Annotated in this window: 15 protein-coding genes; 6 read left to right on the top strand and 9 right to left on the bottom strand. The window is 69.9% G+C overall.

The window, feature by feature from the left end:
- Positions 1-20 precede the first annotated feature (20 nt).
- The gene (locus ACOJVU_RS21245; protein WP_421531598.1) at positions 21-551 is read left to right on the top strand and encodes a serine/threonine protein kinase; all 531 of its coding nucleotides are present in this window, start codon (positions 21-23) and stop codon (positions 549-551) included.
- Here ACOJVU_RS21245 and ACOJVU_RS21240 read toward each other — a convergent pair whose 3' ends face one another.
- The 4 genes from ACOJVU_RS21240 to thiO are packed head-to-tail and all read right to left on the bottom strand — an operon-like array spanning position 552 to position 3,296.
- Complete coding sequence (locus ACOJVU_RS21240) at positions 552-1,322, bottom strand: SGNH/GDSL hydrolase family protein (protein WP_421531595.1); 771 nt, start codon at positions 1,320-1,322, stop codon at positions 552-554. It abuts the gene before it with no gap.
- 9 nt (positions 1,323-1,331) lie between these two features.
- Entirely contained in the window at positions 1,332-2,093 is a 762-nt protein-coding gene (locus ACOJVU_RS21235; protein ID WP_421531594.1) for a thiazole synthase, read from the bottom strand.
- Positions 2,086-2,283 carry a sulfur carrier protein ThiS gene (thiS, locus tag ACOJVU_RS21230; RefSeq protein WP_421531593.1) on the bottom strand — a complete coding sequence of 66 codons (198 nt, stop codon included), beginning with the start codon at positions 2,281-2,283 and terminating at the stop codon, positions 2,086-2,088. The genes ACOJVU_RS21235 and thiS overlap by 8 nt, the downstream gene beginning before the upstream one ends.
- Positions 2,280-3,296, bottom strand: a complete 1,017-nt coding sequence (thiO, locus tag ACOJVU_RS21225; RefSeq protein ID WP_421531592.1) for a glycine oxidase ThiO — start codon at positions 3,294-3,296, stop codon at positions 2,280-2,282. Before thiO ends, thiS begins: the two co-directional genes overlap by 4 nt.
- A 167-nt stretch (positions 3,297-3,463) precedes the next feature.
- Between thiO and thiE the strand changes: the two genes are divergently transcribed.
- Complete coding sequence (thiE, locus tag ACOJVU_RS21220; protein WP_421531597.1) at positions 3,464-4,123, top strand: thiamine phosphate synthase; 660 nt, start codon at positions 3,464-3,466, stop codon at positions 4,121-4,123.
- Here the strand turns inward: thiE and ACOJVU_RS21215 are convergent.
- Positions 4,107-4,736, bottom strand: a complete 630-nt coding sequence (locus tag ACOJVU_RS21215; RefSeq protein WP_421531591.1) for an NUDIX hydrolase — start codon at positions 4,734-4,736, stop codon at positions 4,107-4,109. The two genes, thiE and ACOJVU_RS21215, sit on opposite strands and share 17 nt — an antisense overlap.
- A gap of 126 nt (positions 4,737-4,862) precedes the next feature.
- Here ACOJVU_RS21215 and glnX point away from each other — a divergent pair, with 126 nt between their 5' ends.
- Genes glnX through ACOJVU_RS21200 form a run of 3 tightly spaced genes read left to right on the top strand, consistent with a single transcriptional unit; the run spans position 4,863 to position 9,489 of the window.
- Positions 4,863-6,182, top strand: coding sequence for a protein kinase G-activating protein GlnX (gene glnX, locus ACOJVU_RS21210; protein WP_421531590.1), 1,320 nt, complete (start codon positions 4,863-4,865; stop codon positions 6,180-6,182).
- Entirely contained in the window at positions 6,182-7,177 is a 996-nt protein-coding gene (locus ACOJVU_RS21205; protein ID WP_421531589.1) for a glutamate ABC transporter substrate-binding protein, read from the top strand. Before glnX ends, ACOJVU_RS21205 begins: the two co-directional genes overlap by 1 nt.
- Complete coding sequence (locus ACOJVU_RS21200) at positions 7,177-9,489, top strand: serine/threonine-protein kinase PknG (protein ID WP_421531588.1); 2,313 nt, start codon at positions 7,177-7,179, stop codon at positions 9,487-9,489. The genes ACOJVU_RS21205 and ACOJVU_RS21200 overlap by 1 nt, the downstream gene beginning before the upstream one ends.
- Before the next feature lie 113 nt (positions 9,490-9,602).
- Here ACOJVU_RS21200 and ACOJVU_RS21195 read toward each other — a convergent pair whose 3' ends face one another.
- Genes ACOJVU_RS21195 through fgd form a run of 4 tightly spaced genes read right to left on the bottom strand, consistent with a single transcriptional unit; the run spans position 9,603 to position 14,792 of the window.
- Complete coding sequence (locus ACOJVU_RS21195; protein WP_421531587.1) at positions 9,603-10,472, bottom strand: endonuclease domain-containing protein; 870 nt, start codon at positions 10,470-10,472, stop codon at positions 9,603-9,605.
- Between the two features lie 57 nt (positions 10,473-10,529).
- Positions 10,530-11,684, bottom strand: coding sequence for an acetate kinase (locus ACOJVU_RS21190; protein ID WP_421531586.1), 1,155 nt, complete (start codon positions 11,682-11,684; stop codon positions 10,530-10,532).
- On the bottom strand, positions 11,674-13,770 hold the full coding sequence (gene pta, locus ACOJVU_RS21185; RefSeq protein ID WP_421531585.1) for a phosphate acetyltransferase: 2,097 nt from the start codon (positions 13,768-13,770) through the stop codon (positions 11,674-11,676). The genes ACOJVU_RS21190 and pta overlap by 11 nt, the downstream gene beginning before the upstream one ends.
- Before the next feature lie 11 nt (positions 13,771-13,781).
- Positions 13,782-14,792, bottom strand: coding sequence for a glucose-6-phosphate dehydrogenase (coenzyme-F420) (gene fgd, locus ACOJVU_RS21180; protein ID WP_421531584.1), 1,011 nt, complete (start codon positions 14,790-14,792; stop codon positions 13,782-13,784).
- Between the two features lie 94 nt (positions 14,793-14,886).
- On the opposite strand from fgd, the gene ACOJVU_RS21175 reads away from it, so the two are divergent.
- Positions 14,887-15,627 carry an MBL fold metallo-hydrolase gene (locus tag ACOJVU_RS21175; protein ID WP_421531596.1) on the top strand — a complete coding sequence of 247 codons (741 nt, stop codon included), beginning with the start codon at positions 14,887-14,889 and terminating at the stop codon, positions 15,625-15,627.
- The last annotated feature ends 173 nt before the right edge of the window (positions 15,628-15,800 follow it).

The raw sequence follows: 15,800 nt of genomic DNA, 5'->3' as shown, positions 1-15,800 counted from the left end.
CGAAGTTCAGGAGTTTCAGTTTGTCCCATTCCAGCTATGCGCTGCGGATCGCGTCGCTCACGGTGCTCGCGGGCAGCTTGGTCTGCACGGGTACCGCCCCTGCCGCCGCCGATCCCGACCCCGACACCGGAAGCCAGTCGGACATCGACACGCTGTCCAACACGCTGTCCAAGGGGTACGACCTCAAAGACTGCACTCCCCAACCGATCGCCCCGGGCCAGCTGGCCTCGCTGCAGTGCGGGCAGAGCCCCGATCCCAACGGGCCCGCCGAGGCGAAGTACATCCTGTTCAGCAACGGCAACGATCTGGGCAACATGTTCAAGGCCAGCATCAAAGACGACGCCCTGGCCAACTGCGGGAACGAGAAGTCACCGACGAAGTGGCACCAGGGCAACACCGCCACCAGCAACGCAGGGCAGGTCGCGTGCGGGACCTTGCAGAACGCCGCCGAGGTCATCTGGACCATCGACGCCAAGAACGTGTTGAGCCACATCCGGTCGTCCAACGACGATGTTCCCGCGCTCTACGAGTGGTGGCGCAACAACGGCTGACTAGGCTTGGGCGGCAACGAGTTCCGCAACGGCGCGCATCCCGGCCACATTGGGGTGCAGCGGCGCCGGCCGGCCCGGTCGCGGTACCCCGGGCCTGGTCGTCCACGGCTCGGCCGACCACGCGTGGTGCTCCCGGCTGGCCCCGGCCGCGCCGACGAGCCGGCAGCCGGTCGCCGTCGCCGCGTCGGCCGTGAGTCGTTCGAGGGCGGCGGCCACATGGCGGCCCAGGCCCGCGTCCGAATCGCCGAGCGGCGGTGCCGGGGCACCCGCGGGCGGCAGGATCGTCAGGTAGTCGACGAAGCAGACGCGTGCACCCGGAGCGCGTCGTCGCACGGCGGCACCGACCGCACACAACGCATCGAACGCCTTCCCCAGGGCGCGGTCCCGGGCATCGCGGTCCAGCAACTCCGCGATGCGCCCACCCAGCACCGGCAGCCGCCGGGCCGGTCGCGGCAGCGCGGCGGCCATGAGCAGCGGAACGTAGCCGACATCGTTGCCGCCGATCGTGATGGTCACCAATGTTTCCGACCCGTCCAGCGCATCGATCTGGGGCGGCCGGCCGCGCTGGCGGTCGGCCAGCACGTGCGCGATGGTCGCACCGGAGAACGTGACATCGACGAACTCGCGGCCGAGATCGAGGTTCAACCGCTCGGCGACCAGATGCGGGTAGTTGCGCGCCGACCGGCCTGACCAGCGTGGCGCATCCGCGGCGCGAGGCCGGATACCGGGACCGGCGGCCATCGAACTACCCAGCGCAACATAACGTTTCATGCCCATGACCTAAGCGCTCGGGCTGGAAGCCTGCGCCCAGAACCGCTTGGGGATCCGCCCCGCGCGCCGCGCCAGGTATCCGGCGGTGACGGCGCCGGCCATCGCGGCGGCCATGGCCGGCGGGTCGGCAGCCCGGGTCACGGCCGTGGCCAACAGCACCGCGTCGCAACCCAATTCCATCGCCAGTGCGGCGTCGCTGGCCGTGCCGATGCCTGCGTCGAGCACCACTGGCACGCCGGCCGACGCGACGATCATCTCGATGTTGTGCGGGTTGCCGATGCCCAGACCGGTGCCGATCGGCGAGCCCAGCGGCATCACCGCCGCGCACCCGGTGTCCTCCAGCCGCCGCGCCAATGCCGGGTCGTCGTTGGTGTAAGGCAGCACGACGAATCCGTCGTCGACCAATTGCTCGGCGGCTCGCACCAATTCGACCGCATCGGGCAGCAGCGTCCGCTCGTCGGCGATCACCTCGAGCTTGACCCAGTTGGTGTCGAGCGCCTCGCGGGCCAGCTGCGCGGTGAGCACGGCCTCGGCCGCGCTGCGGCAGCCCGCGGTGTTGGGAAGTGGCGTGATCCCGAGCCGGTTGAGCAGGTCCAGCAACCCCGTGCGGCCCTCGGCGTCGACGCGGCGGATCGCGACGGTGGTCAGCTCGGTACCCGAGGCGACCAGAGCCTCTTCGAGCACCGCGAGGTTGGCCGCCCCGCCGGTGCCCATGATGAGCCGCGAGGCGAAGCGGCGGTCGGCGATCGTGAGCTTTTCCGGACTAGCCACCCTGCACCGCCGTCACGATCTCGATCCGCGCACCGTCGAAAAGCGCTGTCGCCCAGTCCGAACGCGGCAACACCGACGACTCCAGGGCCACCGCCACACCCCGGTCCGGCAGCCCCAGGTACTCCAGCAGCCCGGCGACCGTCGTGTGCTGGCCGATCTCGACTTCTTTCTCGTTGACCACGACGATCATGGCTGCGCCCCGACCGGTGCGAGTTCGGTGAGAATCCGCTCGGCGGTCCACGGCGCCAGCAGGAAGCCGGAGCGGCCATGGCCGGTGGCAACCAGGGTCCGTGCATCCAGACGTTGCACGATCGGCAGGTTGTCGGGTGTCATCGGGCGCAGCCCCGCGGCGCACTCGGCCAGCTCGTATTCGCCCAGCGCCGGCAGCACCGCGCACGCGTCGTCGAGCAGCTCGCGCACCCCCGACACGACAGGGGCGGTGTCGTGGCCGTGTTCGTACTGGGTGGCCCCGACGACCACCCCGTCGCGACGCGGCACCAGATACACCTGCCGCCCGTGCACACGGGCCCGAATCACTCTCTTCGGCAACGGCATACAGCCCTTTCGCCAACGCAGACGCAGCACCTCGCCCTTCACCGGGCGCACTGCCAGTCCGGGCCACAGTGCCGGCGCAGCGACACCGTTCGCGATCACCACCGCATCGCCGTCGACCCCGGACAGGTCGACGACCGGCGGCGCCCAGCGCACCCCGAGGCGCTCGCAGTCCTCCGACAGCGCGTCGAGCACCGCCCGGTTGTCCACCGCCAGCTCGGTGGGCGCCCGGAAGCCGTGCCGAATCCCCCGCGCCAGCAGGGGTTCGACGTCACGGGCCGCGGACTCCCACACCACCGGGTGCCCCTGTGTGGACAGCCAGTCCGCGACGGTGCGAAGGTCGGCGACGTCGGCCTGGTCCACGGCGACCACCAGCGACTCGTGTGCGGTGATCACCTGGGCGGGCAGGCCGTCGGTGAAGCCGCCCTCGCGCCACAGCCGCAGGGACTCCAGGCCCAGCCGCAGCAGCTGGTCCTCGCCGGGCCAGCCCTCGCTGTGCGGGGCGAGCATCCCGCCGGCCACCCAGGAGGCGCCCTTGTCTTCGGTGCGGTGCACCCGCACCGACCATCCGGCCCGCGCCGCCGCGCGCGCCACCGCGAGCCCGATGACACCGCCACCGACGACAGCCAGCGACCGCGAGTCTGACGGCATGATCGGCCTCCCTATCGCCGGCATAACCCGGATCAGGTGTGACGGTAAGGGCAGACCCCGCACCTGCGGCTGTGCCCACTCTCAGCCCCGCAGCTGCCCGGGGCTCCCGCGTCGTGTGTTTCCCGGGTTCCACGCTAGCGCGCTAGCGTCGCGGTGTGCATCCACGCATCTCCGCCCTGGCCGCAGCGCGGCTCTACCTGTGCACCGATGCCCGCCGCGAGCACGGCGACCTCGCGCAGTTCGCCGACGCCGCCCTGGCCGGTGGGGTCGACATCATCCAGTTGCGCGACAAGGGGTCGGCCGGGGAACAGCGGTTCGGGCCGCTGGAAGCGCGCGAGGAGCTCGGCGCCCTCGACATCCTCGCCGACGCGGCCCGCCGGCATGGCGCGCTGTTGGCGGTCAACGACCGGGCCGACATCGCCCGCGCGGCCGGCGCCGACGTGCTGCACCTGGGGCAGGGCGATCTGCCGCTACAGACGGCGCGCGACATCGTGGGGCCGGACACGCTGATCGGACTGTCCACCCACACCGACTCCGAGCTGGAAGCGGCCGCCGACGGCGCCGCCGACTATTTCTGCGTCGGGCCCTGCTGGCCGACCCCGACCAAGCCGGGCCGCGCGGCGCCGGGCCTGGAGCTGGTCGGCACCGCCGCCCGCCTCGGCACCGCCACGCCGTGGTTCGCGATCGGCGGCATCGACGCGCAGCGGCTGCCCGACGTGCTGGCCGCCGGGGCCCGCCGCATCGTGGTGGTGCGCGCGATCACCGCGGCCGAGGACCCGCGGGCGGCTGCGCAGCGGCTCAAGTCGGCGCTCACAGCAGCGAGCTGATCCGGCTGCTCAGCGGCGACGGCGCCTGGTCGGCCTGAAGTGGGGGGCCGGGCATGCACCACACGAAGACCTCGTCGTCGACCTGCAGCGTGCGCGGCAGGCCGTGGCGCCGTGGGTCACCGGCGCCCAGCGGCACCAGCACCGGCTCGGCGCGCAGCCGCCGCCAGCTGGCGGCGAAGCCGGGATGCAGCGGCAGCCCGGCCACCTCGTCCTCGGGGACCCAGCGCATCTCGACGCTTTCCCTGTTGGCCTCGGTGTGCAGCAGTTCCCCTGCGTCGGCGACCACGGTGGTGTAGCTCCAGCAGGTGCCGGCGCTCCCGGAAACCTCGGAAGTGAGGACCGTCGCCCTCACGATGAGCCGCTCGGTGCGCAGGCCGGCTTCTTCGTATGCCTCGCGGACGGCCGTCTCCTCCGGGCTCTCGTGGCTGTCGCGGGCGCCGCCCGGCAAGCCCCAGGTGCCGCCCTGATGACTCCACACCGCCCGGTGCTGCAGCAGCACCGCCGGGGTGCCGTCGGGCCGCGGTGCACGTAGCAGCAGACCCGCCGCTCCGTACCGGCCCCAGTAGTGAGCGCCGTTGTCGGAGATCACCCACCCGTCACCGTCGCCGTGCACGCGTTTCAGAATAGGCGCGCGGCATTTGGATCGGTCTCCCACATCATCGGGAACATTCTCTTAGACTTCGCTTATAGATGTTGGTGCCGTGGATACCCGAGGCCGAGAGACGAGGTCTGCACACACGTGACCGTTGAGCTGACCCACCCGACGACCGAACCGCAGGGGTCCCGGTCGCCGGCCGAACCGGCCCACCCGCGCTGGTGGTTCATCTCGACGACGCCCGGCCGCATCCTGTCGATCGGCATCGTCCTGGCGAGTCTGGGTGGGCTGACCGCCTTCGCCACGTCGACGACCATCAACCACCGACAGCAGGTGCTGACGACGGTCCTCAACCACACCGAGCCGCTGTCGTACGCCGCCGGACGGCTCTCCACCACGCTGTCGGTGGCCGACGCCGCCGCAGCCACGGCCTTCATCGCCGAAGCCGAACCGCGTCCCGTCCGGGAGCGCTACGAACAGGCGATCACCGACGCCACCGTCGCCGTGACCAAGGCGTCGAGTGGGCTGACCGACGAGCCGTTGGTGCAGCTGCTGGGCCGGATCAACGCGGAATTGGCCGTGTACACCGGGCTCATCGAGATCGCGCGCACCAACAACCGGGAAGGAAACCCGGTGGGATCCTCGTATTTGTCCGAGGCATCGGGGCTGATGCAGGCGACGATCCTGCCGGACGCCGCGCGGCTCTACAAGGCGACCTCGGACCGGGTGGACGACGAGACCACCGCCTCCACGCAGATCCCGGCCCCGGTGATCCTCGTGGTGGGCACCACGGTGGCCTTCGGGGCGTTCGCCCACCGCTGGCTGGCCCGGCGCACCAGGCGACGGATCAATCCGGGGCTGATCGTGGGCGGGCTCGCTATTCTGGTCATGGTGGTGTGGGTCGGGACTGCGTTGACCGTGTCCACGACCGCCAGTCGCAGCGCCAAGGACACTGCCGCCGACTCGCTCAAGACCGTGACCACCGTCGAGATCACCGCACAGCAGGCCCGGGCCGACGAGACGCTGTCGCTGATCCGTCGGGGTGACGAGGACCTCCGCAAGCACTCCTTCTATCACCGCATCGACGCGATGCACCAGCAACTCGAGCAGTACATGTCGCGCAGTGATGCCGTCGACAAGCCTGACCTGCAGGGCGCCGACCAGCTGCTGGTGCGCTGGCGGCAGGCCAACGACCGGATGAACTCCTACATCTCGGTGGGCAACTACCGGGCCGCCACCCAGGTCGCCCTCGGCGGCGGGGAGAACGACGCCACCCCTGCCTTCGATCAGCTCGAGGACAAGTTGGGCAAGGCCATGGATCAGAGCCGCAGCCGCCTGCGCAACGACGTCCTGAACGCCCGCAGCGGGCTGTCCGGCGCGCAGTTCGGCGGTGTGGCACTCAGCCTGGGTGCCGCCATCGCGGTCGCTCTCGGCCTGTGGCCGCGGCTGAAAGAGTACCGCTGATGAACGGCGCGGGGGCGGTCCGGCGCATCCGCCGGGGATGCTCCCTGTTCGCGGCGTCATCGCTGGCGCTGCTGCTGGCGGCCTGCGGGCACACGGAGTCGCTGACGTCGACCTCGATGCTGACACTGCCGCCACCCACCCCGGTCGGCATGCGGCAGCTGCCCCCGGAGCCGCCGCTGCCCCGTGACAACGCCACGCAGGGCTGCGACGCCACCGCCAGCCTGCGTCCCTTTCCGAACCAGACCGAAGCCGACGCCGCGGTGACCGACATCCGCGCCCGCGGCCGGCTGATCGTCGGCCTGGACATCGGCAGCAACCTGTTCAGCTTCCGCGACCCGATCACCGGCGAGATCACCGGATTCGACGTCGACATCGCGGGCGAGATCGCTCGCGACATCTTCGGCGCCCCGTCGCATGTGGAGTACCGGATCCTGTCGGCGGAGGAGCGCATCACCGCGCTGCAGCGCTCGGAGGTCGACGTCGTCGTCAAGACGATGACCATCACGTGCGAGCGACGCAAGCTGGTGAACTTCTCCACCGTCTACCTCGATGCCTCCCAGCGCATCCTGGCCCCGCGCGACTCGCCGATCGTCAAGCCGTCCGACCTGTCGGGCAAGCGGGTGTGCGTGGCACGGGGAACCACGTCGCTGCACCGGATCCGGCAGATCGCCCCACCTCCGGTTATCGTGTCCGTAGTGAACTGGGCCGACTGCCTCGTGGCGATGCAGCAACGCCAGATCGACGCCGTCAGCACTGACGACTCCATCCTGGCGGGCCTGGTCGAGGAAGACCCCTACCTGCACATCGCGGGACCGAACATGGCCACCCAGCCCTACGGCGTCGGCATCAACCTGGACAACACCGGGCTGGTCCGGTTCGTCAACGGCACGCTGGAACGCATCCGCCGGGACGGCACGTGGAACACCTTGTACCGCAAGTGGTTGACGGTTCTCGGTCCGGCGCCCGCGCCGCCCACGCCGAGGTACGTGGACTGATGGCCGAATCAGACGACAAGTCCGAGAACTCGTCGGGGCGGGCCGCGGAAAGCCAGGGCTGCGGTGCCGGGGACGCCGGCCCCGGCACCCAGCGGGCCGACGTGCTCACCACCACCGGGTCGGCGCGCGTCCAGGCCACTCAGGCGCTGTTCCGACCCGCCTTCGACGACGACGACGATCACCTGCCCTACATCTCCCAGGGCGGGCCGGGCTCCGACGCCCACGAACGCACCGCGGCCACCCGAATCCTGCCGCCCGTCCGGCGGCTCGGCGGCGGCCTCGTCGAGATTCCCCGGGGCAGGGACATCGATCCGCTCGAAGCCCTGATGACCGATCCGGTGGTCCCCGAGTCCAAGCGGTTCTGCTGGAACTGCGGCAAGCCGGTCGGACGCTCCACCGCCGAGGGCAAGGGCTCCTCCGAGGGCTGGTGCCCGGCCTGTGGCAGTCCGTATTCGTTTCTGCCCCAGCTGAATCCCGGCGACATCGTGGCCGGCCAGTACGAGGTCAAGGGCTGCATCGCCCATGGCGGGCTGGGGTGGGTGTACCTGGCCTTCGACCACAACGTCAACGACCGCCCGGTGGTGCTCAAGGGCCTGGTCCACTCCGGTGACGCCGAGGCCCAGGCGATCGCGATGGCCGAACGGCAGTTCCTCGCCGAAGTGGTTCACCCGCAGATCGTGCAGATCTTCAACTTCGTCGAGCACGTCGACCGGCGCGGCGACCCGGTCGGCTACATCGTCATGGAGTACGTCGGCGGGCAGTCGCTCAAGCGGGGCTCCAAAGACGGCAAGGCCCAGAAACTGCCTGTCGCCGAGGCGATCGCCTACCTGCTGGAAATCCTGCCCGCGCTGGGCTATCTGCATTCCATCGGCTTGGTCTACAACGACCTCAAGCCGGAGAACATCATGCTCACCGAGGAGCAGTTGAAGCTGATCGACCTGGGGGCGGTGTCGCGGATCAACTCGTTCGGCTATCTCTACGGTACGCCCGGCTTCCAGGCGCCGGAGATCGTGCGAACCGGGCCGACGATCGCCACCGACATCTACACCGTGGGACGCACGCTGGCGGCGCTCACGTTGAACCTGCCCACCCGCAACGGCCGCTACGTCGACGGTCTGCCCGACGACGACCCGGTGCTCGAAACTTACGATTCGTTCCGGCGGTTGCTGCGCCGCGCCACCGACCCGGACCCGCGGCGGCGGTTCGGCGGCACCGAGGAGATGTCTGCCCAGCTGATGGGCGTGTTACGCGAGGTGGTCGCCCGCGACACCGGGGTGCCGCGGCCCGGACTGTCCACCGTCTTCAGCCCGAGCCGCTCGACGTTCGGGGTGGACCTGCTGGTCGCGCACACCGACGTGTACCTGGACGGCCAGGTGCATTCGGAGAAGCTGACCGGCCGGGAGATCGTGACCGCACTGCAAGTGCCGCTGGTCAATCCGGCCGACGTCGCCGCCCCGGTACTGCAGGCGACCGTACTGTCCCAACCCGTGCAGACGTTGGACTCCCTACGCGCTGCCCGCCACGGGTCGCTCAGCGCCGACGGCGTCGAGCTGTCCGAGTCGGTGGAGCTGCCGCTGATGGAGGTCCGGGCGCTGCTGGACCTGGGCGACGTCGCCAAGGCCACCCGCAAACTCGACGACCTGGCAGAGCGGGTGGGTCGGCAATGGCGGTTAGTCTGGTACCAGGCCGTCGCCGAACTCATCACCGGCGACTATGACTCTGCCACAGAGCATTTCAACGAGATCCTGGACACCTTCCCCGGCGAGCTGGCGCCGAAGATCGCCCTCGCCGCGACCGCCGAACTCGCCGGCAACATCGACGAGCACAGGTTCTACGAGACGGTGTGGAAAACCAACGACGGCGTGATATCGGCCGCGTTCGGGTGGGCCCGCGCCCTCTCGGCCAAAGGCGACCGCGCGGGCGCGGTGCGCACTCTCGACGAGGTGCCCGCGACCTCCCGGCACTTCACCACCGCACGCTTGACCAGCGCGGTCACCCTGATTTCAGGTCGGTCGACGGGCGAGATCACCGAGGTGCAGATCCGCGACGCGGCCCGGCGGGTGGAAGCGCTGCCGCCCACCGAGCCGCGGGTCCTTCAGATCCGCGCTTTGGTGCTGGGCGGAGCGCTGGACTGGCTGGCCGGCAACGAGGCCAGCACCAACCACATTCTCGGCTACCCGTTCACCGAACACGGGCTGCGGCTGGGCGTCGAGGCCGCGTTGCGCAACCTGGCCCGGATCGCGCCGACCCAGCGGCACCGCTACGCACTGGTCGACATGGCCAACACGGTGCGACCCATCAGCACGTTCTAGCTGCTTGCCTCCCTCTTCCTAGCTGCTTGCCTCCCTCTTCCTAGCTGCTTGCCTCCCTCTTGCCTCGAGTGTGAATCCTGGGCGGCGACACGCCGACGCGGCCCGCCCCGTGTTCACACTGAAAGTCGTGAGTTCACACTCGATGCGGCCAACGCCGCGCGGACGCGGCCGACGATGCCGGCGGGGCGGTCCTCGGCGACCACCCTGACCACGATCCAGCCCATCCGCTCGAGCATCTCGATCCGGCGGATGTCCCTGACGTATTGGCGTCGATCCGTCCGATGCTGGTCGCCGTCGTACTCGACGGCGACCAGCTGCTCCTCCCACCCGAGGTCGAGATAGGCGAATACGGTGCCGTCCACGTCGGGCACCGGGATCTGGGTCTGCGGCCGGGGTAGGCCGGCGTCGATCAGCAGCAGCCGCAGGTAGCTCTCCCGCGGCGACTGCGCACCCGCGTCGACGAGGCCCAACGCAATCTGCAGCTGCCGCAGTCCGGGTGACCGGGGATGGCTTTCGGCGATGCGCAGCACGTCGTCGGCCTTGACACCCGTTGCGCGCGCGAGCGCGTCCAGCCGGACGACCGCCGAACGGAGGGCGCCGCGCCGGCCGATGTCGAAGGCCGTCCGCTGCGGTGTGGTGGCCGGCAACCCGTCGATGGTCTGCGTCTCGCCGTCGCGCAGCGCGTAGCGGCGGGTCACTATGCCCCGGGGCGGACGGTTGCCGGCCCCGACCAGTTCGACGGGGACGTCGTCGGGAATCCACTCGGTGCCGTGCAGCGCGGCCGCCGCCGCGCCGGCGACGGTCGCCGACCGTTTCGACCACAGCCATGCCGCGGCGATGCGCTGACAGAGGGAGGGTGGGCCGTCGTCGGGCAGGTAGACGTTCGGGAAGACCGCTCGGTGGCGCGTCCGTAGCTGGTGCCTGCTCAGCATCCCGGACGCCAATGCCTCGCTGCCGACGAACGGTTCTGCCGCATCCCGCATGCCGCGAACGATCGCACGCTCACGGGTCGGCCCGAGTACCGCTGTGCACAGGCTCGCTCAGCACGACAATGCCCGCACGCAGTCGTGCGCGATGGCCAGCTCCTCGTCCGTCGGAACCACCAGCACGGCAATCGGCGAGTCGTCGGCCGAGACACGGCGCGGGCCGTCCCCCGCGGCGAAGTTGCGCGCGTCGTCGATCACCAGGCCCAGTTCGCGCATACCGGCCAGCACGTCGCGGCGCACCGCGGCGTCGTTCTCGCCGATACCGGCGGTGAAGGTGACCGCGTCGGTGTGCCCCAGCACCGCCAAGTAGGCGCCAACGTACTTGCGCAACCGGTGGATGAACACGTCGTAGGCCAATCGGGCTGCGCCGTCGCCGGATTCGATCATCTGCGCAAGCCGGCGGAAGTCGCGCTCACCGGCCAGGCCCAGCATCCCGGACCGGTGGTTGAGCATCGACTCGATCTCCTCGACGCTCATGTGCGCGGCGCGCGACAGGTAGCCGAAGACACCGGGGTCGAGGTCGCCGCTGCGCGTACCCATCACCAGGCCCTCCAGTGGGGTCAGCCCCATCGAGGTGTCCACGGGATGTCCCCGCGCGATCGCCGACGCCGACGCGCCGTTACCCAGATGCAGCACAATCTGATTCAGCTCGCCAACCGGTCGACTCAGGAAATCCGCGGCGCGCCTGCTGACGAAGTGATGCGATGTGCCGTGGAACCCGTAGCGGCGGATCGCCCATGTCCGGGCCAGCTCGCGGTCGATCGCGTAGGTGGCCGCGGCCGCGGGCAGTTCGTGGAAAAACGCCGTGTCGAACACCGCGACGTGCGGCACGTCGGGCAGCAGCCGGCGGGCCACCTCGATTCCCCGGATCGCTGGTGGGTTGTGCAGCGGCGCAAGGGGCGAGAGCTCCTCCAGCCTCGCGATCACGGCGTCGTCGAGGACCGTGGGCCGGTAGAACGTCACGCCGCCGTGCACGACCCGGTGCCCCACGGCCGACAGCCCGCACCCGTGCAGGTCGATGCCGTTGGAGGCCAGCGTCTCGAACACCCGGCGCAGGGCCGCGTCGTGGTCGGGAATACCCGAGAACGGCTCCCCGATCCGCTCCACCTGGCCCGATACGCGGGCAACACCCGAATCGGGTTCGAGCAGCCGGTACTTCAGTGACGACGAGCCGGAATTGATCACCAGCACCAGGTGGTTAACGGTCATGGACACCCTGCGCCTGGATCGCGGTGATGGCGACGGTGTTCACGATGTCTTCGATCAGCGCGCCGCGGGACAGATCGTTGACCGGTTTGCGCAACCCTTGCAGCACCGGGCCGATCGCAATCGCGCCCGCGCTGCGCTGCACCGCCTTGTAGGTGTTGTTGCCGGTGTTGAGGTCGGGAAAGATCAGCACCGTCGCACGGCCGGCCACCGGTGAGTCGCACAGCTTCGTGGCGGCCACCGAGGGCTCCACCGCGGCGTCGTACTGAATGGGGCCCTCGACCGGCAGACCGGGTTCGCGGTGGCGCACTAACTGCGTTGCTGCCCTGACCTTCTCGACATCGACACCGGCGCCGGAGTCGCCTGTGGAGTACGACAGCATCGCCACCCGCGGCTCGATACCGAACCGGGCGGCGGTGCGCGCCGAACTGATCGCGATGTCGGCGAGTTGCTCGGCCGTCGGATCGGGGACGATCGCACAGTCGCCGTAGGCGAGCACCCGGTCGGGCAGGCACATGAAGAAGACGCTGGACACCACCGAGACGTCCGGAACGGTCTTGATGACCTCCAGCGCCGGGCGAACGGTGTGTGCCGTGGTGTGCGCGGCGCCGGACACCATTCCGTCGACCATGCCGTTGAACACCAGCATGGTGCCGAAATATGTTGCATCAAGCATACTCTCGCGCGCCTGCTCCACGGTGATTCCCTTGGTCTTGCGCAGCTCGGCGTACTGCTCGGCGAATCGTTGACGCATGCCGCTGGTGCGCGGATCGATGACCCGCGTCTCGCCCAGGTCTACACCGAGTTCGGCGCAGCGGTGCCGGATCTGGGCCTCGTCGCCCAACAGGGTCAGGTCGGCGACACCGCGCTGCAGCAGCCGCCCGGCCGAGGAAAGGATGCGGTCGTCATCGCCCTCAGGCAGCACGATGTGCCTGCGATCCGAACGCGCCTGCAGCGTCAGCCGGTGAATGAACATCTGGGGTGTGGTCACCGTGGGGATCGGAATAGCAAGCTGAGCAAGAAGATCCGGAATATCGACGTAGCGATCCATCAACTGCAGCGCGGTGTCGATCTTGCGTTGGGCGGTTGCGGTGACCCGGCCCCGGGCCGAGGCCGCCGCGCTGGCGGCGTCGTAGGTGCCCAGCGCCGTAGCGATGATCGGGAGCCGCAGCCGGAGCCCCGCGACCAGGGCCGCAATGGCGGGATGCAGCGGGAATCCGCCATTGAGCACCAGGCATGACAACGACGGAAACCCTTGGGCGGCATGCGCGCTGGCGACCGCGAGCACCACGTCCGAACGGTCGCCGGGGGTGATGACCGCCATGCCGTCGCGCAGGCGTTCCAGCACGTGGTCGGCGGTCATCCCGGCGACCATCACAGCGGTGACCTCCCGCTCGCGCAGCGACTCCTCGCCGCTGACCGGGGTCCCGGCCACGGCGCGCTCGAGTTCGGCCACCGTCGGCGCCGACAGCAGGGGCTCTTCGGGCAACACGTAGCTGCGCTGGGCGAAGGCCTGCAGCGCCTCGGCCACCGCGGCGAGTTCCGTCGGCTCACACCGGTTGGCCACCACTGCGGCGGCGTGGGCGCACTGAGCGGAGAGTTCAGCCAGCGAGACCTCGACAACGCGGGCGACCTCATCGGGGGTGCGGCCCTTGCCGCTGACCGTCAGCAGCACCGGGGCGCCGAGGTTGACCGCGATGCGCGCGTTGACCGAGAGCTCTGCGGGGCGGGCCACGTCGGTGTAGTCGCTGCCGACGATGACGACGACGTCGCAGGAGTCGGCCATCGCGTGGTATGCGTCGACGATGTCCGCGACAGCGGCGTCGCTGTCGGCGTGCCACTGCGGATAGGTCACCCCGACGCACCGCTCGTAGGGCAGGCCGGCGGTAGCGTGCCCCAGCAGCAGTTCCAGGATGTAGTCGCGGTCCTCGTTCAGACGCGTGATCGGCCGGAACACGCCGACTTTGGCGACGTTGGCGCTCAGCCGGTGCAGCAGTCCGAGCGCGATCGTCGACTTGCCGGTCTCCGGCTCGGGCGCCGCGACATAGATCGCCGAAGTCCCGGCGGCGCCGGGATGGGCAGAAGCCACCTGGGCGCCTTTCAGGCCAGCCGGCGCAGCCGGGGCGCCAGGTCCTTCTCGAAAAGCTCCAGGAAACGCCGCTGGTCGTGGCCGGGTGCGTGGAACACCAGGTGGTTCAGGCCCCAGCCGACGTAGTCCTTGACCTTCTCGACGGCCTCGTCGGGGTCCGACGCGACGATCCAGCGTTTGGCGACCTGCTCGATGGGCAGCGCGTCGGCGGCCTTCTCCATCTCGATCGGGTCGTCGATGCTGTGCTTCTGCTCGGCGGTCAGCGACAGCGGCGCCCAGAACCGGGTGTTCTCCAGCGCCAGCTCCGGATCGGGGTCGTAGGAGATCTTGATCTCGATCATCTTGTCGATGTCGTCGACGTCGCGCCCGGCGGCCGCCGCGCCGTCGGCCACCGCGGGCATCAGCTTGTCCTGGTACAGCTCCTCACCCTTGCCGGAGGTGCAGATGAAGCCGTCGCCGGCACGTCCGGCGTATTTGGCGACCGCCGGGCCGCCCGCGGCGACGTAGATCGGCACCCCGCCCTCGGGCACGTCATAGATGGAGGCGCCCTTGAGCCGGTAGTACTCGCCGTCGAAGTCGACGCGGTCGCCTCGCCACAGCTCGCGCATCAGCCGGACCGATTCGCGCAGCCGGGCGAAGCGCTCCTTGAACTCCGGCCACTCGCCGCAGTACCCGGTGGCGATCTCGTTGAGTGCCTCCCCGGTGCCCACGCCGAGGAAGACGCGGCCCGGGTACAGGCAGGCCATGGTGGCGAACGCCTGCGCGATGACGGCCGGGTTGTAGCGGAAGGTCGGGGTGAGCACCGAGGTGCCCAGCGTGATCCGCCTGGTGCGTTCGCCCACCGCGGTCATCCAGGCCAGCGAGAACGGGGCGTGCCCGCCCTCGTGCCGCCAGGGCTGGAAGTGGTCACTGACGCTGGCGCTGTCCATGCCGTGGTCTTCGGCGGCGACGGCCAGCTCGACCAGCTCGCGCGGTGCGAATTGTTCAGCGGACGCCTTGTATCCGAGTTTCAGTTCAGCCACCCGTTCTTTGTACTCCTCGTGGGGTGCGCGACGGCGCCGAGCCGGGCGCAGCGGGCCGCCACATATCAGATTTACACTCTCGGGCATGGGACGGGTGCCGACTCTTGTTCAGGTCACCGACACCGTGCACCTCGCCCGAGGCGAGGCCGTCAACTGGACGCTGGTCGCCGACGGCACCGGAGTCATGATGATCGACGCCGGCTACCCCGGTGATCGGGCGGACGTGCTGGCCTCGCTGCGCCAGCTCGGCTACCACGCCGGCGACGTGCGCGCCATCCTGCTGACGCACGCGCACATCGACCACCTGGGCTCGGCGATCTGGTTCGCCAACGAACACCGGACCCCGGTGTACTGCCACCCCGACGAAGTGGGCCACGCCAAGCGCGAATATCTGGAACAGGCTTCGGTTTTCGATGTGGCCCTGCGTATCTGGCGGCCACGGTGGGCGGCCTGGGGACTGCACGTGGCGCGCAGCGGGGGTCTGATCCGCGACGGCATCCCGTCGGCGCGGCCGTTGACCGCCGAGACGGCCGCCATGCTGCCCGGCCACCCGATCGCCATTCCCACCCACGGGCACACCGGCGGCCACTGTTCCTACCTCGTCGACGGCGTCCTGGCCAGCGGTGACGCCCTGATCACCGGCCACCCGCTGCTTCGCCATCGCGGGCCACAGCTGCTCCCGGCCGTGTTCAGCCACCGACAGCAGGACTGCCTGCGCAGCCTGAAGGCACTGGCGTTGCTGGACACCGACGTGCTGTTGCCCGGCCACGGCGACGTGTGGCGCGGCCCGATCCGCGAGGCTGCCCGGCAGGCACTGGGGCTGGAGAGCCCGTAGTCAGTCCCCCCACAGCCGGCCCCGCCGTCCGAAGCATGCCATTGCACCGCCGATTGTCACCGGAGGGTACGCAGGGTCCGACGAGCCCGCGCAGTCGGTGACGAAACGCTGGCGCAACCGCAGCAGCGGTCCGGGCGCCCACCAGTTCAGGCCACCGAACAGATGCATGAAGG

It is taken from the genome of Mycobacterium sp. THU-M104, assembly GCF_049197365.1.
Taxonomy (GTDB): domain Bacteria; phylum Actinomycetota; class Actinomycetes; order Mycobacteriales; family Mycobacteriaceae; genus Mycobacterium.
The sequence above is the reverse complement of the archived record's forward strand: the minus strand, read 5'-3'. Positions and strand labels throughout refer to the sequence as shown.